Genomic DNA, 22,821 nt, shown 5'->3' with positions numbered 1-22,821 from the left:
AGTACCTCTTCCTCTGAGTCACAGGTGGTCGTCGCGATGACGCCTCGCCGCGGGGCGCGGCGTCACGACGGGTGGGAACCATTATCCCCCATGCTCCGCCGACGCGCCGCGCAGGCTGTGATCGGGCACACTGACCCCCGTGACGACACCCGTGACGACACCCGACTCCGGCCCCGCCGAGGCCCCCGTCCTGCTCACCACCGAGGGCGCCGTGGCGACGGTGACCCTGAACCGCCCGGGCGCCATGAACGGCCTCGACGTCGCGACCAAGGTGCTGCTGCGCGACACCCTCGCCGACCTCGCCGCAAACGACGACGTGCGCTGCGTCGTGCTGACCGGCACCGGGCGGGCATTCTGCGTGGGCCAGGACCTCAAGGAGCACGTGCAGCACCAGCGCGAGGGCCGCGACGACCTCCTCGGCAGCACCGTCGCCGAGCACTACAACCCGACGGTCACCACGCTGCTCGAGATGCCCAAGCCCGTGGTCGCGGCCGTCAACGGCGTCGCCGCCGGGGCCGGGGCCAGCCTGGCCATGGCCTGCGACCTACGGCTGGTGGCGGACACCGCCGGGTTCAACTTCGCGTTCGCCGGCGTCGGGCTGTCCTGCGACACCGGCTCCAGCCTGACCCTGCCCCGCCTCGTCGGGCACGCGCGCGCGGCCGAGCTGCTGTTCATGCCCCGCACCGTCGACGCCGAGGAGTCGCTGGCGATAGGCCTGGCCAACCGCGTGGTGCCGGCCGGCGACCTCGCCGGCGAGGCCGCGACCCTCGCCGCCCGGCTCGCGGCCGGTCCGACCGTGGCGCTGGCGTCGATCAAGGCCTCCCTGGCCTACGCCGCGACCCACGAGCTGGCGGACGTGCTCGCCTTCGAGGGCCGCCAGATGCGGCGTACCGGCGACACCGAGGACCACGCCGCGGCGGTCGCGTCGTTCCTGGCGAAGGAGAAGCCGACCTTCACGGGTCGCTAGGACGCTCGGCCTCCTGCTGCCGCGCCTCCTCGCGGGCCGCGAGGCGGTCGAGCAGCGCGTCGACGTCGGCCATCCGGTAGCCGCGCAGGGCGAGCGGGAAGCGGACGGCGCGGAGCCCCGACGCGTCCAGCGGCACCTCCCGGGAGGTCGGACCCGCGACGAGGTCGTCGTCCTCGGCCAGCCCGCTCCCCCGCCCGGCGGCGGCCGCGGCGACACCGCCGAGGACCAGCACGACCAGGATCGCGAAGACCCAGGTCACCGCGCGCTCACCGGCTGTCCACCATGAGCCGCACCGCCTCCTCGGGGTCGTCGGTGAGGCTGATCATCGCGAGGTCCTTGGCGGCGATCTTGCCGTCGGTCAGCATCGTGGTGCGGAGCCACTCGATCAGCCCGCCCCAGTAGTCGACGCCGATCAGCACGATCGGGAACGACGTGACCTTCCGGGTCTGCACCAGGGTCAGCGCCTCGAACAGCTCGTCCATCGTGCCGAAGCCGCCCGGGAGCACCACGAAGCCCTGGGAGTACTTGACGAACATGGTCTTGCGGACGAAGAAGTAGCGGAAGTCGATGCCGATGTCGACGTAGGAGTTGAGGCCCTGCTCGAAGGGCAGCTCGATGCCGAGGCCGACCGAGGTCCCGCCGGCCTCGCAGGCGCCCTTGTTGGCGGCCTCCATCGCGCCGGGACCACCGCCCGTGATGACCGCGAACCCCTCCTCCGCCAGGCGGCGCCCGACGAGCTCGCCCAGCGCGTACTGCGGGTGGTCGGCCGGGGTGCGCGCGGAGCCGAAGACCGCGACCGCGGAGCCGAGGTCCGCGAGGCTGCCGAAGCCCTCCACGAACTCCGACTGGATGCGCAGCACGCGCCACGGGTCGGTGTGGACCCAGTCGGTCGGGCCGCGGGACTCGAGCAGCCGCTGGTCGGTGGTCGAGGTGTCGACCTGACCGCGGCGCAGCCGGGTCTGGCCGCGCTGCCGCTCGGGGGTGCCGGTCACGTGCTCAGCCATGCGGTGAGTGTCTCCTCGCAGCGTCGGATGTCGGCGACCGGGACGTGCTCCGCCTGGGTGTGGGCCAGCATCGGGTCACCGGGCCCGTAGTTGACCGCCGGCACGCCGAGCTCGGAGAAGCGGGCGACGTCGGTCCAGCCGAACTTGGGGGCCACCTGACCCCCGACGGCCTCGACGAACGCGGCCGCGGCCGGGCGTCCGAGCCCCGGCACGGCGGCGGGGGCGAGGTCGGTGAGGGTCACCTCGTGGCCGGAGAAGAAGTCGCGCACGAAGGCCTCGGCCTCGGCGGTGGACCGGTCGGGGGCGAAGCGGAAGTTGACCTCGACGACGCACTCGTCGGGGATCACGTTGCCGGCGACGCCGCCGCGGACCCGGACGGCGTTGAGGCCCTCGACGTAGGTCAGGCCGTCGATCTCGGGGCGACGCGGCTCGTACGACGCGAGCCGGGCCAGCACGTCGGCGGCGCCGTGGATGGCGTTGACGCCCCGCCAGGCCCGGGCCGAGTGGGCGCGCTCGCCGCGGGTGGTGACGTCGACGCGCAGCGTGCCCTGGCAGCCGGCCTCGACGCCGGCGTTGCTGGGCTCCATGAGGATGGCGAAGTCGGCGGCGAGCAGGTCCGGGTCGGAGGCGGCGAGCTTGCCGAGGCCGTTGTGGACGTCCTCCACCTCCTCGGCCTCGTAGAGCACGTAGGTGACGTCGCGCACCGGCTCGCTCAGCGTGGCCGCGAGCCGCAGGATGACCGCGTCGCCGCCCTTCATGTCGCAGGTCCCGAGCCCGTGCAGCAGGCCCGTCTCCTCGTCGAGGCGCGAGGGGAGGTTGTCGTTCAGCGGGACCGTGTCGAGGTGGCCCGCGATCACCACCCGCTCGGCGCGGCCGAGCTCGGTGCGGGCGACCACCGTGTGGCCCCGGCGCACGACGGTGAGGTGGGGCAGCGCGGACAGCGCCGCCTCGACGGCGTCGGCGATGTCGGCCTCGTGGTGGCTGACCGACTCGATGTCGACCAGGTCGCGGGTCAGCGTGACGACGTCACGGGTCAGGTCCAGCATGGCGCCAGTCAAGCAGGCCGGGAGCAGCACAAACCCGTAGCCCTCGGGGAGGTCCTCGCACGTCGCGAGCGGCTCCATGGCGGCGGTCGACCACCGCGGCGCGGGGAGGACGCTCCTAGGCTGGCGGCATGCCTGCCTTCACCTCCGAGCCCTGGACCGCCCGCGACATCCCGTCCCTGGAGGGGAAGGTGGCCGTGGTCACCGGCGCCAACACCGGCCTGGGCCGCGAGACCGCCCGCGAGCTGGCCCGCGCGGGCGCCACCGTCGAGCTGGCCTGCCGCGACCACGCGAAGGGTGCGGAGGCGCTGGCCGACATCCACGCCGGGGTGCCGGGTGCCGACCTGCGGGTGCAGGAGCTCGACCTGGCGTCGCTGGAGTCGGTGCGCGCGGCGGCGTCCGCCCTGCGCGACCGCTACGACGCGATCGACCTGCTGGTCAACAACGCGGGGGTCATGTACGTCAACCCGCGTCGCGAGACCGCCGACGGCTTCGAGATGCAGATGGGCACCAACCACCTCGGTCACTTCGCGCTCACCGGTCTGCTCCTCGACCGCGTGCTGGCCGCGCCGGCCGGGCGGGTCGTGAACGTCAGCAGCATCGCCCACAAGGTGCGCTCGCGGATCGACTTCGACGACCTGCAGCTCACCCGCGGCTACGACCGCACCGCGGCCTACGGGCGTTCCAAGCTGGCGAACCTGCTCTTCACCTACCTCCTCGACCGCAAGCTGCGCGACGCCGCGGCCCCGGCCATCGCGCTCGCCGCGCACCCCGGCGTCTCCCCCACCGAGCTGATCCGCAACTCGCCGGCGATCTTCAAGCTCGGGATGAAGGTCGGCGGCCGGCTGCTGAACCCGCCCGCCGCCGGAGCGCTCGGCAGCCTGCGCGCCGCGACCGACCCGGCCGCCGCCGGCGGGGACTACTTCGGCCCGGCCGGGCCGGGCGAGACCGTCGGCCTGCCGGTGTGGGTCACCTCGACCGCCCGCTCCCACGACCCGGTCGCCCAGGACCGCCTGTGGGCCGCGTCCGAGGAGCTCACCGGGGTCACGTTCCCGGTCTGATCCCGCGCGGCACCGCGCCGCGCGCCGGTGCGGGGTCCGGGCCGGGCTCAGACGCGGGCGGCCGGGGGCAGGACGGACGGGTCCGCCGGCGCAGCGGCGCGCGGGTCCTGTGGCAGCAGGGCGATCTGCTCGGCGCACCACGGGCTGATGGCGCGCGTCCCGGCCAGCACGCCGGCGCGGAAGTCGGCCCACGGCTCCCAGACGGCCTGGTCGACCTCGGCGGGGTCGGGGACCACGGGGCCCGCGGCGACGGCGGTGTAGACGGGGCACATCTCGTTCTCGACCACGCCGTTGGGCATCACGGCGCGGTAGCGGAACGCCGGCAGCGCGAGCCGCACGTCGCGGACCTCGACGCCGATCTCCTGCGGCGCGCGCCGTCGTACGGCGTCGGCCAGCGGCTCGCCCGGCCCCGGGTGGCCGCAGAAGCTGTTGGTCCACTCCCCCGGCCAGGTCGGCTTGTGCAGCGCCCGCCTGGTCACCAGCACCCGGCCCTCACCGTCGAAGACGTAGCAGGAGAACGCCAGGTGCAGCGGCGTCGCGGCGTGGTGGACGCCGGCCTTCTCGGTGGTCCCGACCGCCTCGCCGGCCTCGTCGAGGAGCACCACCAGCTCCGCCCCCGCCGGCGGGGCGCTCACGCGGGCCTCGCCAGCTGGTCGACCGCCCAGCCGAAGGCCCACGGCATCCGGCGGGCGGCCGGCACGACGTGCGAGCGGACCGGCGCGGCCCGGGTCGCCCGGAGGAGCCCCGCGGTCAACAGGTCGTGACGTCGCGTCAGGCGACGCCACGCGATCTCGTAGGCCTCCGGCGTGCCCGCGGCGACGGCCGCGACCGCCGCCTCGGCCTGCGCCAGCCCGAGCGCGAGGCCCTCGCCGGTGAGCGCGTCGACGTAGCCGGCGGCGTCGCCCACGAGCAGGACCCGCCCGGCGACCCGGGCCCGGGTGCGCTGGCGCAGCGGCCCCGCCCCCCGGACCTTCCCGGCCGCGACCCCCGCGAGGCGCGGGGCGAGCGTGGTGAACGCGGGCAGCAGCTCGGCGAGCGGCGTCCGGTCCGCCGTGAGGACGGCGAGCCCGACCAGGTCGGGTGCCACCGGAGTCACGTAGGCCTCGCCCACCGGGCTCCAGTGCACCTCGACGTGGGCGCTCCACGGGGCGCACTCCAGGTGCACGCGCTGGCCGTAGCGTCGAGGGTCCCGGTGGGGTCGGGCGTCGGTCAGCCCCGCGAGCCGGCGGACGCCGGAGTGCAGGCCGTCGGCCCCCACGAGGTGGCGGGAGGGCTCGCCGTCGACCAGCACGTGGTCGTCACGCTGCTCCAGGTCCCGGACGGCGGTCGCGACGACGGGGACGCCGGCGCGGGCCACCGCGTCGTGCAGCGCCGCGTGGAGCACGGTGCGCCGCACGCCCCGGCCGGGCCCGGCCCGGAAGTCGGCCCGGGCCTCGCGGACCCCGCCGCGCCCGGCGTCGACGTAGCGGATGCCGTGCAGGTCGATCCCCTCCGGGTCGACGCCGAGCCGGGCCAGCGCCGCGACGGCGCCCGGCATCAGGCCCTCCCCGCACGCCTTGTCGATCACGCCGGCGCGGGGCTCGCGGACCTCGACGTCGAGGCCGGCCCGCGCCGCGTGGAGCGCGACGGCGAGGCCGACCGGCCCGCCGCCGGCGACGACCAGGTCACGCACGGCCCACCCCCGACGGCTCCGCAGCGGCCAGCGCCGCGTTCTCGACCCGCAGGCGCACCGCGAGGAGGGCCGCGTTCAGCACGGTGAAGACGACCGCCGTGATCCAGGCCCCACCGACCAGCGGCAGGGCGACGCCCTCGACGACGACCGCGACGTAGTTGGGGTGCGGCAGCAGCCGGTAGGGACCGGAGGCCACGAGACCGCCGCCAGGCACCACGATGACGCGCGTGTTCCACTGCGGGCCCAGGGTGCGGATGCACCACCAGCGCAGCGCCTGGGCGGCGAGGACCACCGCGAACATCGACCACGCGAGGGCCGCCGGCACCTCCGGGCGTCGCAGCCACACCTCGACCAGCGCGCCGACGAGGAAGCCGGTGTGGAGCAGGACCATCACCGGGTAGTGGCCCTTCCCGGACTCCACGCCGCCCCGGGCGAAGGCCCACGCGGCGTTGCGCGTGGACACCACGAGCTCGGCGACCCGCTCGAGCCCGACGAGCAGCACCAGGACCGTGAACAGCACCGGCAGGGTCACGCGTTCACCTCCGTGGTGGACGTGGTGGACGTGGTGGACGTGTCGGCGCGCAGCAGCACCAGCTCCGAGCAGAACCCCGGTCCCATCGCCATCAGCACGCCCCACGAGCCGGGGGCGGGCGGCCGCTCCCGCAGGGTGTCGGCGAGCACGTGCAGCACCGAGGCGCTCGACAGGTTGCCGATGTCGGCCAGCGAGTCGCGGGTGAGCTGCACGGCCCAGGGGTCCAGGTCGAGCGCGGCCTGGAGCGCGTCGATGACCTTCGGCCCGCCGGGGTGGCAGACCCACCAGCCGACGTCGGCCCGCGTGAGGTCGTGGTCGGCGAGGAACGCGTCGACGTCGCCCCCGACGTACGCCTCGACGAGGTCCGGCACGTCGGCGCCGAGCACGATCCGCAGGCCCGTGGCGGCCACGTCGAAGCCCATCGTGCGCTCGGAGTCCGGGTAGAGGCGGCTGCGGGAGTCCACCACCGACACCGGCCCGGGCGCGCGTGAGGCGCCACCCATGACGACGGCGGCGGCGCCGTCGCCGAACAGGCCGCTGGCGACCAGGTTGGGCGTGGAGGTGTCGTCGCGCTGCACCGTCAGCGAGCACAGCTCGACCGAGACCAGCACCCCGACGTGGTCGGGGTGGCCCACCAGGTGGTCGGCGACCCGGGCGACGCCCGCCGCCCCGGCCACGCAGCCCAGCCCGACCAGCGGCACCCGGCGCACGTCGGGACGCAGGCCCACGACCGCGGCGATGCGTGCGTCGAGGGAGGGGATCGCCAGCCCGGTGACGGTGGTGGTGACGATCAGGTCGACGTCGGAGGGCGTCAGGTCCGCGGCCTTCAGCGCGTCCTGCAGCGCCTGCGCGCCGAGCGCGACGGCGTGGAGGAGGAACAGGTCGTTGGCCTGGCCGAAGTCCCGCAGCTCCGCGTAGGTCTCCAGCGGGACCGCCAGGTGCCGGGCCGCGACCCCCGCGTTGGCGTGGAAGCGACGCAGCAGCCGCTGGTCGACCGCCGCGTCCGGGGCGACGATCACCTCCGCGAAGGCGTCGGTGATCGTCTGCTGGTCGTAGCGGTGAGGAGGCAGGGCGCCGCGCACCGCGAGCAGCTGGGGGCCTGTCGGCACGTCACGGTCTCCTGTTCGCCAGGCCCGCGAGCAGTCCGCCCGCGAGCCGAGGGGTGATGCGTCCGCGACCGAGCCCCAGCTCGACGAGGTCGTCGAACGCGTGCGGGTCCCGCCTGGCCGCCTCGATCCCGGCCACGACCAGTCGCGGCACCCCCGAGAGCCTCGCCGCCGTGGCGGTGTGGCGCAGGTGGGTCGCGAGCAGTCGTCGTACGTCGCGACGGTACGCCGCCCCGGCCCGGGTGGCGTCACCCTCGCGCCGCGCGGTCACCGCCGCGCGGCCGGCGGCCAGCCCGGTGGCGACCGCGTAGTAGATGCCCTCCCCGGTCATGGGGTTGACCAGCCCGGAGGCGTCGCCGGCCAGGAGCACCGGCCCGTCGGGCTGACGCCACGTCCACCCCGACAGCGGCAGGTGGTGCGCCCGCCACTGCCGCCCGTCGTCGGTCGAGCCCGGCAGCAGGCGGTCCAGCTCGGTGAGCATCACCGCCCGGGTCGGCGGCCCGTCACGCTCGTTGTCGAGCAGCTCGCCGTAGCCGACGTTGGTCAGGCCGTCCCCACGGTCGAAGGCCCACGCGTACGACGGCTGGCGCCGCTCGCCGTAGCGGATCACCTGCGAGCCCGCCCACTCCGGGCGGGTCGGCACGTAGCCGCGCAGCGCCAGCGCCCGGCGCTGGGGCCGCTCGCCGTGGACCGACCGCCTGACCACCGAGTGGGCGCCGTCGGCGCCGACGACGACCCGGGCCCGCTCGCCGGCGACCTCGGGTGAGGCCCCGGTGCGCGTGACCGCGTCCACCTTCTCCCGGCGCAGCACCGCCCCGGCGGCGACCGCGCGCTCGACCAGGCGGGCGTCGAAGACCTCCCGCGGGATCACCCACACCGGCCGCGACAGCGGTCGCGACACGCTCGCCGCGCCCAGCGCCAGCTCGAGGCGGCGCATCGGGGTCCAGCCGTCGGCGACACCGGTGACGCCGGCGCCCGCGAGGGCCTCGAACACGTGGGGGGCGATCCCGTCGCCGCAGACCTTGTCGCGGGGGAAGTCGGCGCGGTCCAGCAGCAGCACCCGCGCGTCGGGGTCGGCGGCGAGCGCGCCGAGCGCGGCCGCGCTGCCCGCGGGCCCGGCGCCGACGACGACGAGGTCCCAGGGGTCCCGCGGCCCGCTCACGCGCCCGCCCCCTGCGCGAGCACCAGCAGCGCGACGTCGACCAGCGCGATGGCCATCGCGGCCCGGAAGGCCGTGCGCCCTCCCCGCAGCACCGCGACCAGGGCGAGCGCGCCCACCACGACCGCGAGCAGCGCCAGCGTCGCGCCGCGGACCGGGGCGCCGAGGGCCATGACGACGGTGGCGAGCACGAGCAGCGCGGCCCCGGCGCCAACCGCGCGGCGCGCGCCGAGGCGGTGGGGCATCCCCCGCACCCCCGTCGCGGCGTCGTCGTCGAGGTCCGGCACGACGTTGAGCACGTGGGCGCCGACGCCCAGCAGCGCCCCGGCCACCGGCATCCAGCCGGGCACGCTCAGGCCGTCGGCGAGCAGCACGAACGCCGGCAGCGCGCCGAAGGCCACGGCGTACGGCAGCCAGGAGAGCACCGTGGCCTTCAGGCCGAGGTTGTAGGCCCACCCGCCGGCGACGACCAGCAGCCCGGTCGTCGCGGCGCCCGGTCCTGCCGACACCCCGAGCACGAGCGGCAGCGCGACCGCCAGCACGAGCGCGACCCCGGTCGCGGTCCGCAGGGTCGCGACGGGCAGCTCGCCGGTGGCGGCGGGCTTGTCGGTGCGCCCGACCCGCCGGTCGCGGGCGGCGTCGACGAGATCGTTGGACCAGCCGATCGACAGCTGGCCCGCGAGCACGGCGGCGACCACCACGACGGTGCGGTCGACGTCGGCGCCCGCCCCGGCCGCCAGGAGCGCCGCCAGCACGGTCACCGCGACCGCGGGCGCGGGGTGGCAGGAGCGCACCAGCGCGCCGATCGTGCTGCCGCTCGCCACCCTCACGCCTCCCGCTGCTCCGTGCCCGCGACCCGGTACCCAGACTCCCGGCCGGACCCCTTCCCCGACCCCGCCGCCTACCGGCGCTCGACGCCCACCGTCGCCCGCTCGCCGTCGGCCAGCGCGACCTCGTCGGCCCCGGGCACCGGCTCGTCGACCACGACGACCTCGACCGCCAGGGTCTCCTCCGCGACGAGCCGCTCGTGCGCCGCGACGGCGCGGTGGACGCCGGCGGTGCCGGCGACCGTGAGCGCGATCCGGTCGGAGACCTCCAGGCCGGCGTCGCGGCGCGCCTGCTGCACGGCGCGCACCAGGTCGCGGGCCAGGCCCTCGACCGCGAGCTCCTCGCTCACCCGCGTGTCCAGCACGACGAAGCCGCCGCCGGGCAGCACGCCCGTGGCCGAGTCGTCACCGACACCGTCGGCGACGGTCTCGAGGGTGTACTCGCCCTCGACCAGCGCCAGCCCGCCGGCGGTCACCGCACCGTCGTCGCCGACCGACCAGTCGCCGGACTTCGAGCCCCTGATCGCGGCCTGGACGTCCTTGCCGAGCCGCGGCCCGGCCGCGCGGGCGTTGACCGTCAGCCGCTGCGACACGCCGTACGACGCGGCCTCGGGGTCGTCGAGGGCCAGCAGCCGCACCTCGCGGAGGTTGAGCTCGTCGGCGACGACGTCGGCGAACCCCCCGAGCAGGGCCGGGTCGGCCACGACCACGGTCAGCGAGGACAGCGGCAGCCGGGTCCGCAGGCCGCCGGCCTTGCGCAGCGCCGAGCCCGCCGAGCAGACCTCCCGCACCAGGTCCATCGCGGCCACCAGGCCCGGGTCGGCCGGCAGCTCGGCCGCGTCGGGCCAGTCGGTCAGGTGCACCGACCGCTCGCCGGTCAGCCCCCGCCAGATCTCCTCCGCGGTCAGCGGCAGCAGGGGCGCGGTGACCCGGCAGACCGTCTCGAGCACGGTGTGCAGGGTGTCGAACGGCTCGCGGGCGGTCGCGTCGTCCGCCGAGAAGTCCGTGGCCCAGAAGCGGCCCCGGGAGCGACGGATGTACCAGTTCGTGAGCACGTCGATGAAGCCGCGCGTGGTCTCGCAGGCGCCGGCGACGTCGTAGTCGTCGAGCTGCGCGGTGCTGGCCTCGACGTACTCGCGGGTCTTGGCGAGCAGGTAGCGGTCCATCGGGTGGGTCGAGTCGGTGCGCCGGACCCCGGCGTAGCCGCCCTCGCCGGCCGCGTTGGCGTACAGCGACAGGAAGTACCAGGCGTTCCAGAGCGGGATCATCGTGTGGCGCACGGCGTCGCGGATGCCCTGCTCGGTGACCACGAGGTTGCCGCCGCGCAGGATCGGGCTCGACATGAGGAACCAGCGCATCGCGTCGGCGCCGTCGCGGTCGAAGACCTCCGAGACGTCGGGGTAGTTGCGCAGCGACTTCGACATCTTGTTGCCGTCGGAGCCGAGCACGATGCCGTGGGAGACGCAGTTCTCGAACGCGGGCCGATCGAACAGCGCCGTCGCCAGCACGTGCATCGTGTAGAACCAGCCGCGGGTCTGGCCGATGTACTCGACGATGAAGTCGCCCGGGAAGTGGTGGCTGAACCACTCCTCCTGCTCGAAGGGGTAGTGCACTTGGGCGAAGCTCATCGACCCCGAGTCGAACCACACGTCGAGCACGTCGGTGACGCGCCGCATCGTGCTGCCGCCCTCCTCCGGCGACCGGGGGTCGTCGGGGTTGGGCCGCGTCAGGTCGTCGACGTAGGGGCGGTGGAGGTCCGGGACCTCCCGCGTCGCCCCCGCGCCGTCGTCGACCGTCCGCGTCGGCAGGCGTCCGAAGTCACGCTCGATCTCGGCGAAGGAGCCGTAGACGTCCAGGCGGGGGTACGCCGGGTCGTCGGACTTCCACACCGGCACCGGGGAGCCCCAGAAGCGGTTGCGGGTGATCGACCAGTCGCGGGCGTTCTCCAGCCACTTGCCGAACTGGCCGTCCTTGATGTGGTCGGGCACCCAGCGGATCTGCTGGTTGAGCTCGACCATGCGGTCCTTGAACTTCGTGACCGCGACGAACCACGACTCGACGCCCTTGTAGATCAGGGGCTCGCGGCAGCGCCAGCAGTGCGGGTAGGCGTGGTCGTAGGTCTCGCGGCGCAGCAGCACCGTGCCCGGGCTGACGGAGCCCGCGGCCTCCCCCGCGGTGGCGGACTTGAGGTCGTCGATGACGTGGGGGTTGGCGTCGAAGACCTGCATGCCCGCGTAGTCGACGACCGGCGCGGTGAACCGCCCGTCCTTGCCGACCGGCATGACGGGCTCGATGCCCTCGCGGTCGGTGACCTGCTTGTCGTCCTCGCCGAAGGCGCCGGCGGTGTGGACCAGGCCCGTGCCGTCGGTGGTGGTGACGAAGTCGGCCTCGACGATCCGGAACGCCCGCTCGTGACCGGCGTAGTAGGTGAACGGCGGCGTGTAGGAGCGCTCCAGCAGGTCGGCGCCGGTGAGCCGCTCCACGACGGTGGGCTCGCCGTCGGGGGCGAGCTCCTTCGCGTACGCCGCGAGCCGCGCCTCGGCGACGACGTAGCGCTCGGTCGTGCCGGTGACGTCGGAGGTGACCACGACGTAGTCGATGTCGCGGCCCACGACGATCGCCAGGTTGGACGGCAGCGTCCACGGCGTCGTCGTCCAGACCAGGGCCAGCTCCCCGGTCTCCAGGCGCAGCCCGACGGTCACGGCGGGGTCCTGGCGGCGCTGGTAGACGTCGTCGTCCATGCGCAGCTCGTGGTTGGACAGCGGGGTCTCGTCGTTCCAGCAGTAGGGCAGCACGCGGAAGCCCTCGTAGACCAGGCCCTTCTCGTGCAGCTGCTTGAACGCCCACAGCACCGACTCCATGTAGTCGGGGTTGAGGGTGCGGTAGTCGTTCTCGAAGTCGACCCAGCGGGCCTGGCGGGTCACGTAGTCGCGCCACTCGCCCGTGTACTTCAGCACCGAGGCGCGGCAGAGCTCGTTGAACCGCTCGATGCCCAGCTCGGCGATCTCGTCGGTGGTCTTGATGCCGGCCAGGCGCATCGCCTCGAGCTCGGCGGGCAGGCCGTGGGTGTCCCAGCCGAAGCGGCGCTCGACCCGGCGCCCGCGCATCGTCTGGTAGCGCGGCACGAGGTCCTTGACGTAGCCGGTCAGCAGGTGGCCGTAGTGCGGCAGGCCGTTGGCGAACGGCGGGCCGTCGTAGAAGACGTACTCGTTGGACCCGTCGGCGCCCGCGTCCCGCTGCTCGACGCTCGCACGGAAGGTGTCGTCGGCGTCCCAGTAGTCCAGGACCCGCTGCTCGATGTCGGGGAAGCGTGGGCTCGGCGGCACGGAGCCGGACGGGTCGGTGGTGACCTTCGGGTAGCTCTGGCCGGCCATGGGTGGGGGTCTCCTCGCGCTGGGGTCGTTCTCTGCGGTCGATCGGGTCTGACCACAGGGACGACCCACGCTCGACGGCGGGGACCGCGGTACCACCCTGCTTGCCCCTCGCGGGGCCTCTCCGTTCACGGCTGTGACGGGCCTACCCGTCCGGTTCTAGTGAGCCCGGTCGGTGGTGCCGGCCGGGCCGTTCTTCCGGAGGCTCGCCGCTGATGACGGCTCGGACGCCTGTGGCACCGATCGTACGGCGGGCCGTCGGCGCCGGGCGAATCTGTTCGCCCGGGCCGTCCGACCCGGGCCGCTCACGACTGGTCCTTCACCCGGTGCAGGAGCCAGTGGGTGCCGCCGGTGTGGATCAGCGCGTAGCGGGTCGCCCCGTCGCGTCCGTGGAGCCGGAACACGAAGCGTCGCTCGTCGCGGCGCTCCAGCTCCCACCAGCCGTCGTCGGCGATCGTCTTGTGCTCGTCGGCGTAGGTCGCGTGGTCGAGGTCGTGGTCGGCCACCGCGAGCGCGAGCCGGTCGCCACGCACGTCGACCGGCAGCCCCTTCGGCAGCGCCCAGGAGCGCAGCACGCCGTCCTCCTCGAGCCGCAGGTCGTGGTGGGGCCGGGGCTCGCGGTGGTCGTGGAGCACGAAGCGGGGCCGGCCGGGGGGTCGATCAGGTGCTCCAGACACCCACCCAGTGCAGCACCTCGGTCGCCACGTCCTCGGCGGCGCGCCCCTCGGTGCGAACCCGCAGGTGCGGCAGGGAGGCCAGCAGATCGTCGGCCACGGAGGGCCGGGCGGGGTCGGTGTTCATCCGGTGCGCGGCGTCCAGCTCCCGCACGTGGGCGTCGGACCACGCGAGGTCGGCCTTCGACGGCTTCGCGGCGATCCGGTCCGTCCCGACGTTGCGCGCCAGCCTCGTCGGCAGGTCGGCGTACAGCTCGACGACGCGGACGGGCAGACCCGCATCGGTGTAGGGGGCCACGAGACGCGCGACGACCTCGGCGTCCGTGTCGGAGTCGACCCACCACGCGAAGGTGAAGATCAGCGACAGCCCGTCCGCCGCCGCCTCGGTGACCACCCGGAGGCGGAACTCCTCGTTGAGCACCTCGAACGCCCGTGTGCCGTGACCGAACACCTCCAGGAGCGGCTCGATCGTGTGGTGGTTGTGGAAGAGCCGGTAGGCGCTGCGGGCCGCGATCGCGCGGCCCACCGTCATCTTCCCGACGGCGGGCGGACCCGTGATCAGCAGCAGCTCCGCGTCTCGACACCCGCTCACGCCGAGAAGGTTAAGAGTCCCTTGAGGTCGGTTTCATCCGGAATTAGGACGGGCTCTCGCAGACTTGACGCACCGATCGCATCCGACCGCACACCAGGAGACCCCATGTCGACCCGCCCGTTCCGTCACCGCCTCGCCGCCCTCGCCGTCGCCCCGCTGGCGGTCGTCCTCGTGGCCTGCGGCTCCGACGACGACGGCGACACCGACGCCGGCACCCCCTCGGCCACCGTCACCGTCACCGAGTCCCCGGAGGGCGACGCGTCCAGCACGCCGGACGACACCGGGTCCCAGGATGACGGCGCCGCGTCGGGCCAGGGCGGTCAGGGTGGCGGCGGTGACCTGCGCACCGCCGCCGAGACCGCCCTCGGCGAGCTGTCGGGCGCGACGCTGATCACCGTCGACCGCGACGACAACGGCGACTGGGACGTCACCCTGCTGACCCAGGACGGCGTCGAGAACGACGTCGACGTCTCGGCCGACGGCAGCACCGTGACCCGCGGCCCGGTGGCCGACGACAACGACGACGACGGCGACGACCGCGCCGAGCGCCAGCGCCTGCTCGACGCCTCGGTCGACTACGCCGCCGCCATCGAGACCGCCGCGGGCGAGGTCACCGACCTCGACGTGACCGGCGTGGACCTCGACGAGGACAACGGCACGCTGCGCTGGGACGTCGACTTCGGCGACGACACCGACGACGACCAGCGCACGGTGCTCGTCGACGCCGCCTCCGGCCAGGTCATCGGCACCGAGCAGGACGACGACGGCGACGACGACTGAGCGGGCGGGCCGCCGGGGCGGGGCACGCGGGCGGGCTCAGGGAGCGCTCAGCGGGCCCTCCTAGACTCGGCGCCATGACTTCCGCCTGGGGCTACGGACTGACCACGCGCGACCTGGACGGCCACGTGCTGGACGTCTGGTTCCCCGAGCCCGGCCTCGGTGAGCGCGGCACCGAGGACTCCGGCGGCACCCTCGGGATGCTGGCCGGCGAGGACGCCGTCCGCCGGGTGACCACCGAGGTCGAGCTCGTCGAGGTCCCCGACCTCGACGCCGCCCCGACGAGCCCGCAGGACGTCTGGCTGCGCCTGCACCTGCTCTCGCACCGGCTCGTGAAGCCGCACGGCATGTCGATGGAGGGCGTCTTCGGGCTGCTCACCAACGTCGTGTGGACCTCCGCCGGCCCGTGCGCGGTGGAGGGCTTCGAGACCACCCGGGCCCGCCTCAAGGGCGCCGGCCCGGTGGCGGTGTGGGGCGTCGACAAGTTCCCGCGCATGGTCGACTACGTGCTGCCGACCGGGGTGCGCATCGCCGACGCCGACCGCGTGCGGCTCGGCGCCCACCTCGCGCCCGGCACCACCGTGATGCACGAGGGCTTCGTCAACTACAACGCCGGCACGCTGGGCGCCTCGATGGTCGAGGGCCGCATCTCCGCGGGCGTCGTCGTCGGCGACGGCTCCGACGTCGGCGGCGGGGCCTCGATCATGGGGACCCTGTCCGGCGGCGGCACCGAGGTGATCTCGATCGGCGAGCGCTGCCTGCTGGGCGCCAACGCGGGCATCGGGATCTCGCTGGGCGACGACTGCGTCGTGGAGGCGGGCTGCTACGTCACCGCCGGCACGAAGGTGACGCTGCCGGGCGAGGACCGGGTCGTGAAGGCCGCCGAGCTCTCAGGGTCCGACGGGGTGCTGTTCCGGCGCAACTCCGTGTCCGGGGCCGTGGAGGCCGTCGCCCGCACCGGGCAGGGCATCGCGCTGAACGCCGCCCTGCACGCGAACTAGATGTCCGCCGTCCGCTCCGGCGGCGGACGGGCCGGCACGCTGCTGCTCGTCCTGCTCCTGCTCGCGGGGGTCGCGGTCGGCACCTGGTTCGCCGTCAGCCGCCTCCTCGGGCCGATCATCCCCGGGCTGCCCTCCGCCTCCGGCTGCACCGCCGAGGTCGACGGTCGGACCGTGGCCGTCTCGACCGAGCAGGCCGAGAACGCCGCCCTGATCGCCGCCATCGGCGTGCGCCGCGACCTGCCCGCCCGGGCGGTCTCCATCGCGCTCGCCACGGCGTACCAGGAGTCGAAGATCGTCAACATCGACTACGGCGACCGCGACTCCCTGGGGCTGTTCCAGCAGCGGCCGTCGCAGGGCTGGGGCACCGAGGCGCAGGTGCAGGACCCCGTCTACGCGACCAACGCCTTCTACGACGCGCTGGTCGAGGTCGACGGCTACGAGGGCATGCGCATCACCGAGGCCGCCCAGGAGGTGCAGCGCTCCGGCTTCCCGGAGGCCTACGAGGACCACGCGGCCGACGCCCGCGTGCTCGCCTCCGCGCTGACCGGCTTCTCGCGGGCCGCGTTCACGTGCGACGCCAGCGGCAGCGCCGAGGCGGTCTCCGCCGAGCTGGGCGACCTCGGGCTCACCGAGCGCGCCGACGCGGTGCGCCGCGACGTGCTGGCGGCGTTCGGGGAGGTCCAGACCGGCGGGTTCGCGCCCGAGGGGGTCAGCACCGGCCACATGGAGGGCTCCGCCCACTACGACGGCCGCGCCGTCGACTTCTTCTTCCGTCCCGTCGACGAGGCCAACCTGACCCGCGGCTGGGCGCTCGCGCAGTACCTGGTCGCGCACGCCGAGCGGCTCGGCGTCGCCACCGTCATCTACGACGACCGGATCTGGACGGCCCGCCGCTCCGCGCAGGGGTGGCGCGACTACGAGGTCGACACCGAGGGCCGCGACCCCGCGACCGCCGAGATCCTGCGCCACCGCGACCACGTGCACGTCGACGTCTTCGAGTAGCCCGTCGTCCGGGGCCCGGCACCCGCGGCGACTCAGCCGGCGCGGGCGTAACGGCGCTGGGGGCGCCCGGCGCGGCCGTAGCGCAGGCGCACCTCGAGCCGGCCCGACTCGACGAAGTGCTCGAGGTAGCGCCGGGCGGTGACGCGCGACATCCCGAGGGTCTCGGCCGCCTCGGCGGCCGACACGTCCCCGTCGGGCGGCACCGCGGCCAGCACCGTCTGGCCGGTCTCCGCCGACAGGCCCTTCGGCAGGTCGGCCTCGCGCCGGACCGGGCCCACCCGACCGAACACCGCGTCGATCGCCGCCTGGTCGACCGAGGCCACGTCGGGGCTGCCGGCGAGCACCTCGCGGGTCAGGCGGAAGTCGGCGAGGCGGGAGGAGAGGTCCTCGGCCTCGAACGGCTTGACCAGGTAGCCGGCCGCCCCGCGGTGGAGGGCCGCGCGGACGGTGTCGGCCTCCCGCGCGGCGGTGATGACGATGACGCCGACCTCGGCCACGCCCGGGTCGGCGGAGGCCCGCAGCCGCCGGAGCACCTCCAGGCCCGACAGGTCCGGCAGGTGCACGTCGAGCAGCACCAGGTCGGGCCGCAGCTCCGTGACCGCCTCCAGCGCCTCGGCGCCGCTGCGGACGCTCGCGACGACCTCGAAGCCCTCGGTGCGCTCGACGAAGCGGCAGTGGATCGCCGCCACCCGGAAGTCGTCGTCGACCACGAGCACCCCGAGCGTCGCGGGCTGGGTCACGCGAGCACCTCCTCGGCGCGGTGGGGATCGGCGTACGGGTCGGCGTAGGGCAGGGTCGCGACGAACACCGCTCCCCCGAGCTCGCCGCCGTTGTCGACGGTGACGCTACCGCCGCGGGACTCGCACACGACCTGCACGAGCGCCAGCCCCACGCCCCGGCCGCCGGTGACCTCGGGCTTCGTGGAGAAGCCGCGCGCGAAGACGGCGTCCGCGACCTCCGCGGGCACGCCGTCGCCGTCGTCGTTGACCTCCACGGCCACCCGGGCGCCGTCGTCGTCGAGACGGACGTCCACGTGGCGTCCCCCCGAGGCGGCGGAGGCGTGCAGGGCGTTGTCGACGAGGTTGCCCACCACGGTGGTGACGGCCGCGGAGGTCGCGCTGTCGAGGCGGCGCAGGCGGGAGCCGGGCACCAGCCCGAGCTCCTGGCCCGACTCCAGCGCCGAGCTGGTCTTGGCGACCAGCAGCGCCGCGACGGCCGGGTCCTCCACCATCGCGGTGACGGCCTCGCTGATCTCGGCGCGGCGGCGCGAGAGGTCCCCGACGAGGCGGCGCAGCTCGTCGTACTCCTCGAGCTGGACCAGCCCCGAGAGGGTGTGCAGCTGGTTGGCGTGCTCGTGGGTCTGCGCGCGCAGGGTGTCGGTGACGCTGCGGCTGACGTCGAGCTGGCTCTGCAGCGCGACCAGCTCGGTGCGGTCGCGGAGCGTGGTGACGGTGCCGATCGAGCGGCCCTCGCTGGCGGCGGCACGACGGCTGACCACGAGCGCCTTCGCGCCGGTGACGACCACCGTCTCCTCCGCGGCGCCGGCGCCGGCCAGCGCGTCGCGCAGCCCGGGCGGGAGGTCCAGCTCGTCGAGGTGGCGGCCGACGGCGTCGGCCGGCAGGCCGAGCAGGTCGCGCGCGGAGTCGTTGAGCACGGTGACGCGGCCGTCGGTGCCCACCCCCAGCACGCCCTCCCGGATGCTGTGCAGCAGCGCCTCGCGGTGGTCGGCCAGGGTCGCGATCTCGGCCGGCTCGAGGCCGCGGGTGCGCCGTCGTACGAGCCGGGAGAGCAGGTAGGATCCGGCGACGCCGAGGCCCGCCGCGATCGCGAGGTAGAGCAGCGTGTCCGGCACCGCCCCGGCGAGGCGCTCGCCCAGCGTGGGCGCCGCGACGCCGGCCCCCGCGATCCCGACCCGTACGACGCCGCCGCCCACGTCGCCCTCCGGCCCCTCCACGGCGTCGAACACCGGACGGTAGGAGACGAGGAACCGTCGGCCCCCCAGCTCCGCCTCGCCCGTCCAGGTGCGTCCGGCGGCGACGTCGGCGGCCGCCTCCCCCACGCCGATCCGGTCCCCGACGATCGTCGGGTCGGAGGAGGCGATGACGGTCCCCTCGGTGTCGGCGACGAGGGTGAGGTCCATGGCGGCCGACTCCTGCTGCTGCACCACGATCGGGGACAGCAGGCGCTGGGCGCCGACGGCGCCGATGTCGTCCTGCACCAGCTGCGCGTTGCCGATCGCGTTCGCCACGGCGCGGGTGGTCTGCCCCTGGTCGTTGCGGAACTCGGCGTCGGCCTGCGGCACCGCGATCACCGTGACCGACACCGCCACCAGGCCGATCACGCCCAGCTGGAAGACCAGGAACTGCCCGGCCAGCGTCAGCCGTGACCACAACGACCGCAACCTCCTCTACCTCCCTAACCGTGACGGCCGCCACACGCGGCTCGCAGACTCCGTGCAGGCCGGTGTGAACCGGCTCACCCCACATCATCGAAGAGGACAGCATGCGACATCGAGCACGACAGGTGGGACGCACCACCGGCGTGGTGGCCACCACCCTCGCCGTGGCGCTCGCCGTCTCCTCCTGCGGGGTCACCCGCGGCGAGGGCGACAACGACCTGCTCATGATCATCCCGAACAGCCCCGGCGGCGGCTACGACCTGACGGGCCGCGCCGCCGTCCGGGTGATGGAGGACCACGACGTCACCGGGGGCAGCTTCCAGGTCGAGAACGCCATCGGCGCCGGCGGCAGCCTGGCGTTCGCGCAGCTGATGAACCTCGAGGGCGACGAGGAGTCGATGATGACCGTCGGCCTCGGCGTCGTCGGCTCGCTGTACTCCTTCGGGTCCACCGAGTCCCTGCAGGACGCCACCCCCATCGCCCAGCTGATCGAGGAGCAGGAGGGGATCCTGGTTCCCGGCGACTCCCCGTGGCGCACGGTGGACGACTTCGTCGAGGCGTGGCGCGCCGACCCGGCGTCCATCACCGTCGGCGGCGGCTCCTCGCCCGGCGGGCCGGACCACCTCTTCCCGCACCAGCTCGCCGAGGCGGTCGACGTCGACCCGACGGCCGTCAACTACATCTCCTACGACGGCGGCGGTCCGCTCACCAGCGCCCTGCTCGGCAACAAGATCCAGGTCGGCTTCTCCGGCCTCGGCGAGTTCGCCGGGTCCATCGAGAACGGCGACCTGCGCGTCCTGGCCGTCTCCGGCGAGGAGCGCATCGAGCAGGAGTCGCTCAGCGACATCCCCACGCTCGTCGAGTCCGGCATCGACTTCACGTTCCTCAACTGGCGCGGCGTCCTCGCCCCGCCCGGCATCTCCGAGGAGCGGGAGCAGGACTACATCGACTACTTCACCGCCATGCGCGACACCGACGAGTGGACCGAGCAGCTCGAGGCCAACGGCTGGGAGGACGCCTTCGTGACCGGCGCGGACTTCGACCGGTTCCTCGTCGAGCAGGACGCCCGCGTCGCCGACACCCTGACCGAGCTCGAGCTCATCGACGAGGAGGACGCATGAGCACCACCACCCCCCGGCCCCCCGACCCGGCGCCCGCCGACGGCGGCGCCGCGCGCGTGCCCGCCGGCGTCGACGTCGGCCAGATCGTCTTCGCCGGCCTGCTCGCCGTCGCCGGCGTCTACCTGGTCGTCGACGCCAGCAGCCTGCGGATCGGGTTCGCCGACCCCGTCGGGCCCCGCCTGTTCCCCTACGTCATCGGCGGCGCGCTCATCGTGCTCGCCGCGATCTGGATCGTGGCCACGCTGCGCGGCGACCGGGCCGAGGCCGAGGGCGGCGAGGACGTCGACCTCGACCAGCGCTCCGACTTCGTCACCGTCGGCAAGCTCGCCGTCGTCCTCGCGGCCAACGTGCTGCTCGTCGACGTCCTCGGCTGGGCCGTCACCGGCGGCCTGCTGTTCGCGGGGGCCGCCTGGGCCCTCGGCAGCCGCACCCTGGTCCGCGACCTGCTCGTGGGCGTCGCCCTCGCGCTGGCCAGCTGGTACTTCTTCTACGTCGCGCTCGGGGTCCCCCTGACGCCCGGCATCCTGGACGGGATCCTCTGATGGAGACACTCTCCCTGCTGGGCGGGGGCCTCGCCGACGCCCTCACCCCGATGAACCTCATGTGGGCGGTGATCGGCGTCCTGCTCGGGACGTTCGTCGGCGTCCTGCCCGGCGTCGGCCCCGCCATGGCGGTCGCGCTGCTACTCCCGGTGACCTACGGCCTCGACGTCACCTCGGCGCTGATCATGTTCGCCGGCATCTACTACGGCGGCATGTACGGCGGGTCGACCACCTCGATCCTGCTGAACACCCCCGGCGAGTCGGCGTCGGTGATGACCGCGCTCGAGGGCAACCGGATGGCCAAGGCCGGGCGCGCCGCGCAGGCACTGGCCACGGCCGCCATCGGCTCCTTCGTGGCCGGCACGATCGGCACCCTGGGCGTCGTCTTCTTCGCGCCGCCGCTCGCCGAATTCGCCGTCCAGATCGGCGCCCCGTCGTACTTCGCGATCATGCTGCTCGCGATGGTGCTGGTCTCCGCCGTCCTGGGGGCCTCCAAGCTCCGCGGCTTCGTCGGCCTGTTCATCGGCCTCGCGATCGGCCTGGTCGGCCTCGACGCCTCCACCGCGCAGCCCCGGGCGATGCTCGGCGTCAACCAGCTCGCCGAGGGCATCGACATCGTCGTCGTCGCCGTCGGGCTGTTCGCCGTCGGCGAGGCGCTGTGGACGGCGGCGCACCTGCGGCGCCGCCCGCTCCAGGTGATCCCGGTCGGGCGCCCGTGGATGGGCAGGGACGACTGGCGGCGCTCCTGGAGGCCGTGGCTGCGCGGCACCGCGCTGGGCTTCCCGTTCGGCGCCGTGCCGGCCGGCGGCGCGGAGACCCCGACGTTCCTGTCGTACATCACCGAGCGCAAGCTCGCCGGCCGCCACCACGCCGAGGGTCGCGAGTCCTTCGGCGAGGGCGCCATCGAGGGCGTCGCCGGCCCGGAGGCCGCCAACAACGCCTCGGCCGCCGGCACCCTGGTGCCGCTGCTGGCCCTCGGCCTGCCGGTGACCGCGACCTCCGCGGTGATGCTCGCCGCGATCCAGGGCTACGGCATCACCCCCGGCCCGACGCTGATGACCGACCAGCCCGACCTGATCTGGGCGCTCCTGGCCAGCCTGCTCATCGGCAACGCGCTGCTGCTGGTGCTCAACCTGCCGCTCGCCCCGGTGTGGGCCAAGCTGCTGCGCATCCCGCGCCCCCAGCTGTACGCCGGCATCCTGTTCTTCGCCTCGCTCGGGGCCTACGCCGTCCGGCAGCAGCCGTTCGACGTGGCGCTGCTGCTCGTGTTCGGCGCCCTCGGGTTCGCCGTGCGCCGCTTCGGGATCCCCGTGCTGCCGCTGATCCTCGGCGTCATCCTCGGCCCGCTCATGGAGGTCCGGCTCCGCGAGGCGCTCGACCTCAGCTCGGGCGACCTCGTCGGCCTGGTCAACGAGCCGATCGCGATCATCGTCTACGCGATCATCGTCCTGGTCGTCGTCGTCCCGCTCGTCTGGTCGCGGGTCGCCCCGCGGCCGGCCACCCCACTCACCGAGGTCCCCGAGAGGGACCGCCAGGAGGTCGGCTCGTGATCGTCGTCGCCTACACCCCCGACGTCTACGGCGAGGCCGCGCTGGCCCACGCCGTCACCGAGGCCGGGCTGCGCCGGCTCGGCGTCGTCGTCGTCAACGCCACCCGCGGCGACGCCTTCGTCGACGAGCGGTTCGCCTCCACCGAGCGCCTCGCCGAGCTCGACGCCGCGCTCGGCGAGCAGGGGCTGACCCACGAGGTCCGTCAGCCCGTCGGCGTCGAGCCGTCGGAGGCCGTCATCGACGTGGTGAAGGAGGTCGGCGGCTCGCTCGTGGTCGTCGGCATCCGCCACCGCAGCCCGGTCGGCAAGGTGCTCATGGGCAGCGTCGCCCAGCGGATCCTGCTCGACGCGCCCTGCCCGGTGCTGGCGGTCAAGCCCAGCCCCTGAGCGCGAGTCGGCCCGGGTGCGCACGATCCGGGTGTC

At 74.5% G+C, this 22,821-nt stretch carries 23 protein-coding genes; 9 read left to right on the top strand and 14 right to left on the bottom strand.

Translation table 11 applies throughout. From position 1 onward, the window contains the following. The first annotated feature begins 139 nt into the window (after window positions 1-139). A complete protein-coding gene (locus tag ABD158_RS10140; RefSeq protein ID WP_344006711.1) occupies window positions 140-967 on the top strand; it encodes an enoyl-CoA hydratase/isomerase family protein in 828 nt (275 codons plus the stop codon). Here the strand turns inward: ABD158_RS10140 and ABD158_RS10135 are convergent. The 3 genes from ABD158_RS10135 to dapE are packed head-to-tail and all read right to left on the bottom strand — an operon-like array spanning window position 954 to window position 3,017. Beyond that, complete coding sequence (locus ABD158_RS10135; RefSeq protein WP_344006709.1) at window positions 954-1,226, bottom strand: DivIVA domain-containing protein; 273 nt, start codon at window positions 1,224-1,226, stop codon at window positions 954-956. The genes ABD158_RS10140 and ABD158_RS10135 overlap by 14 nt on opposite strands. A 7-nt stretch (window positions 1,227-1,233) precedes the next feature. Further along, entirely contained in the window at window positions 1,234-1,971 is a 738-nt protein-coding gene (locus ABD158_RS10130) for an LOG family protein (protein ID WP_344006707.1), read from the bottom strand. Next, a complete protein-coding gene (gene dapE, locus ABD158_RS10125; protein ID WP_344006705.1) occupies window positions 1,956-3,017 on the bottom strand; it encodes a succinyl-diaminopimelate desuccinylase in 1,062 nt (353 codons plus the stop codon). The genes ABD158_RS10130 and dapE overlap by 16 nt, the downstream gene beginning before the upstream one ends. A 128-nt stretch (window positions 3,018-3,145) precedes the next feature. Here dapE and ABD158_RS10120 point away from each other — a divergent pair, with 128 nt between their 5' ends. Next, on the top strand, window positions 3,146-4,075 hold the full coding sequence (locus ABD158_RS10120) for an oxidoreductase (RefSeq protein WP_344006703.1): 930 nt from the start codon (window positions 3,146-3,148) through the stop codon (window positions 4,073-4,075). 47 nt (window positions 4,076-4,122) lie between these two features. Here ABD158_RS10120 and idi read toward each other — a convergent pair whose 3' ends face one another. The 9 genes from idi to ABD158_RS10075 all read right to left on the bottom strand — a co-directional run bounded on the left by idi (window position 4,123) and on the right by ABD158_RS10075 (window position 14,008). Beyond that, window positions 4,123-4,710, bottom strand: a complete 588-nt coding sequence (idi, locus tag ABD158_RS10115; protein WP_344006701.1) for an isopentenyl-diphosphate Delta-isomerase — start codon at window positions 4,708-4,710, stop codon at window positions 4,123-4,125. Next, window positions 4,707-5,747, bottom strand: a complete 1,041-nt coding sequence (locus tag ABD158_RS10110; protein ID WP_344006698.1) for an NAD(P)/FAD-dependent oxidoreductase — start codon at window positions 5,745-5,747, stop codon at window positions 4,707-4,709. The genes idi and ABD158_RS10110 overlap by 4 nt, the downstream gene beginning before the upstream one ends. Further along, window positions 5,740-6,279 carry an isoprenylcysteine carboxyl methyltransferase family protein gene (locus ABD158_RS10105; RefSeq protein WP_344006697.1) on the bottom strand — a complete coding sequence of 180 codons (540 nt, stop codon included), beginning with the start codon at window positions 6,277-6,279 and terminating at the stop codon, window positions 5,740-5,742. The genes ABD158_RS10110 and ABD158_RS10105 overlap by 8 nt, the downstream gene beginning before the upstream one ends. Further along, window positions 6,276-7,388 (bottom strand): type III polyketide synthase, encoded by a 1,113-nt coding sequence (locus ABD158_RS10100; protein WP_344006695.1) that lies wholly within the window; start codon window positions 7,386-7,388, stop codon window positions 6,276-6,278. The genes ABD158_RS10105 and ABD158_RS10100 overlap by 4 nt, the downstream gene beginning before the upstream one ends. Window position 7,389: 1 nt before the next feature. Further along, window positions 7,390-8,547, bottom strand: coding sequence for an NAD(P)/FAD-dependent oxidoreductase (locus ABD158_RS10095; protein WP_344006693.1), 1,158 nt, complete (start codon window positions 8,545-8,547; stop codon window positions 7,390-7,392). Next, window positions 8,544-9,374: a UbiA family prenyltransferase gene (locus ABD158_RS10090; protein WP_344006691.1), complete on the bottom strand. Its 831-nt coding sequence runs from the start codon at window positions 9,372-9,374 to the stop codon at window positions 8,544-8,546. The genes ABD158_RS10095 and ABD158_RS10090 overlap by 4 nt, the downstream gene beginning before the upstream one ends. Before the next feature lie 71 nt (window positions 9,375-9,445). Then, window positions 9,446-12,745 (bottom strand): isoleucine--tRNA ligase, encoded by a 3,300-nt coding sequence (ileS, locus tag ABD158_RS10085; RefSeq protein ID WP_344006689.1) that lies wholly within the window; start codon window positions 12,743-12,745, stop codon window positions 9,446-9,448. A 302-nt stretch (window positions 12,746-13,047) separates the two neighbouring features. Continuing rightward, window positions 13,048-13,377, bottom strand: a complete 330-nt coding sequence (locus ABD158_RS10080) for a DNA polymerase ligase N-terminal domain-containing protein (protein WP_344006686.1) — start codon at window positions 13,375-13,377, stop codon at window positions 13,048-13,050. A 25-nt stretch (window positions 13,378-13,402) separates the two neighbouring features. Further along, window positions 13,403-14,008: a DEAD/DEAH box helicase family protein gene (locus ABD158_RS10075; RefSeq protein ID WP_344006683.1), complete on the bottom strand. Its 606-nt coding sequence runs from the start codon at window positions 14,006-14,008 to the stop codon at window positions 13,403-13,405. 105 nt (window positions 14,009-14,113) lie between these two features. Here ABD158_RS10075 and ABD158_RS10070 point away from each other — a divergent pair, with 105 nt between their 5' ends. The 3 genes from ABD158_RS10070 (at window position 14,114) to ABD158_RS10060 (ending at window position 16,788) form a co-directional block, all read left to right on the top strand. Beyond that, window positions 14,114-14,788: a PepSY domain-containing protein gene (locus ABD158_RS10070; protein WP_344006681.1), complete on the top strand. Its 675-nt coding sequence runs from the start codon at window positions 14,114-14,116 to the stop codon at window positions 14,786-14,788. Window positions 14,789-14,862: 74 nt separating this feature from the next. After that, the gene (gene dapD, locus ABD158_RS10065) at window positions 14,863-15,786 is read left to right on the top strand and encodes a 2,3,4,5-tetrahydropyridine-2,6-dicarboxylate N-succinyltransferase (protein WP_344006679.1); all 924 of its coding nucleotides are present in this window, start codon (window positions 14,863-14,865) and stop codon (window positions 15,784-15,786) included. Further along, entirely contained in the window at window positions 15,787-16,788 is a 1,002-nt protein-coding gene (locus ABD158_RS10060; RefSeq protein ID WP_344006677.1) for a VldE C-terminal domain-containing protein, read from the top strand. 32 nt (window positions 16,789-16,820) lie between these two features. Here the strand turns inward: ABD158_RS10060 and ABD158_RS10055 are convergent, their stop codons facing one another. Then, window positions 16,821-17,528 (bottom strand): response regulator, encoded by a 708-nt coding sequence (locus ABD158_RS10055; RefSeq protein WP_344006675.1) that lies wholly within the window; start codon window positions 17,526-17,528, stop codon window positions 16,821-16,823. Beyond that, the gene (locus ABD158_RS10050; RefSeq protein WP_344006673.1) at window positions 17,525-19,180 is read right to left on the bottom strand and encodes a sensor histidine kinase; all 1,656 of its coding nucleotides are present in this window, start codon (window positions 19,178-19,180) and stop codon (window positions 17,525-17,527) included. The genes ABD158_RS10055 and ABD158_RS10050 overlap by 4 nt, the downstream gene beginning before the upstream one ends. Before the next feature lie 131 nt (window positions 19,181-19,311). On the opposite strand from ABD158_RS10050, the gene ABD158_RS10045 reads away from it, so the two are divergent. From ABD158_RS10045 to ABD158_RS10030, 4 genes are read left to right on the top strand one after another with little or no spacing between them, the layout of a single operon-like run. Beyond that, window positions 19,312-20,307: a Bug family tripartite tricarboxylate transporter substrate binding protein gene (locus ABD158_RS10045; protein ID WP_344006671.1), complete on the top strand. Its 996-nt coding sequence runs from the start codon at window positions 19,312-19,314 to the stop codon at window positions 20,305-20,307. Further along, on the top strand, window positions 20,304-20,849 hold the full coding sequence (locus ABD158_RS10040; RefSeq protein WP_344006669.1) for a tripartite tricarboxylate transporter TctB family protein: 546 nt from the start codon (window positions 20,304-20,306) through the stop codon (window positions 20,847-20,849). Before ABD158_RS10045 ends, ABD158_RS10040 begins: the two co-directional genes overlap by 4 nt. After that, a complete protein-coding gene (locus ABD158_RS10035; RefSeq protein ID WP_344006667.1) occupies window positions 20,849-22,399 on the top strand; it encodes a tripartite tricarboxylate transporter permease in 1,551 nt (516 codons plus the stop codon). The genes ABD158_RS10040 and ABD158_RS10035 overlap by 1 nt, the downstream gene beginning before the upstream one ends. Continuing rightward, the gene (locus ABD158_RS10030; RefSeq protein ID WP_344006665.1) at window positions 22,396-22,785 is read left to right on the top strand and encodes a universal stress protein; all 390 of its coding nucleotides are present in this window, start codon (window positions 22,396-22,398) and stop codon (window positions 22,783-22,785) included. The genes ABD158_RS10035 and ABD158_RS10030 overlap by 4 nt, the downstream gene beginning before the upstream one ends. Window positions 22,786-22,821 lie beyond the last annotated feature (36 nt).

The organism is Nocardioides lentus (genome assembly GCF_039529515.1).
Classification (GTDB): domain Bacteria; phylum Actinomycetota; class Actinomycetes; order Propionibacteriales; family Nocardioidaceae; genus Nocardioides; species Nocardioides lentus.
The sequence above is the reverse complement of the archived record's forward strand: the minus strand, read 5'-3'. Positions and strand labels throughout refer to the sequence as shown.

What these genes read in the sequence shown, in the direction of transcription:
- ABD158_RS10070 (WP_344006681.1), top strand. Translation starts at nt 14,114, where the DNA reads ATGTCGACCCGCCCGTTCCGTCACCGCCTCGCCGCCCTCGCCGTCGCC.
- ileS (WP_344006689.1), bottom strand. Translation starts at nt 12,745, where the DNA reads ATGGCCGGCCAGAGCTACCCGAAGGTCACCACCGACCCGTCCGGCTCC.
- dapD (WP_344006679.1), top strand. Translation starts at nt 14,863, where the DNA reads ATGACTTCCGCCTGGGGCTACGGACTGACCACGCGCGACCTGGACGGC.
- ABD158_RS10120 (WP_344006703.1), top strand. Translation starts at nt 3,146, where the DNA reads ATGCCTGCCTTCACCTCCGAGCCCTGGACCGCCCGCGACATCCCGTCC.
- ABD158_RS10130 (WP_344006707.1), bottom strand. Translation starts at nt 1,971, where the DNA reads ATGGCTGAGCACGTGACCGGCACCCCCGAGCGGCAGCGCGGCCAGACC.
- ABD158_RS10060 (WP_344006677.1), top strand. Translation starts at nt 15,787, where the DNA reads ATGTCCGCCGTCCGCTCCGGCGGCGGACGGGCCGGCACGCTGCTGCTC.
- ABD158_RS10040 (WP_344006669.1), top strand. Translation starts at nt 20,304, where the DNA reads ATGAGCACCACCACCCCCCGGCCCCCCGACCCGGCGCCCGCCGACGGC.
- ABD158_RS10035 (WP_344006667.1), top strand. Translation starts at nt 20,849, where the DNA reads ATGGAGACACTCTCCCTGCTGGGCGGGGGCCTCGCCGACGCCCTCACC.
- dapE (WP_344006705.1), bottom strand. Translation starts at nt 3,017, where the DNA reads ATGCTGGACCTGACCCGTGACGTCGTCACGCTGACCCGCGACCTGGTC.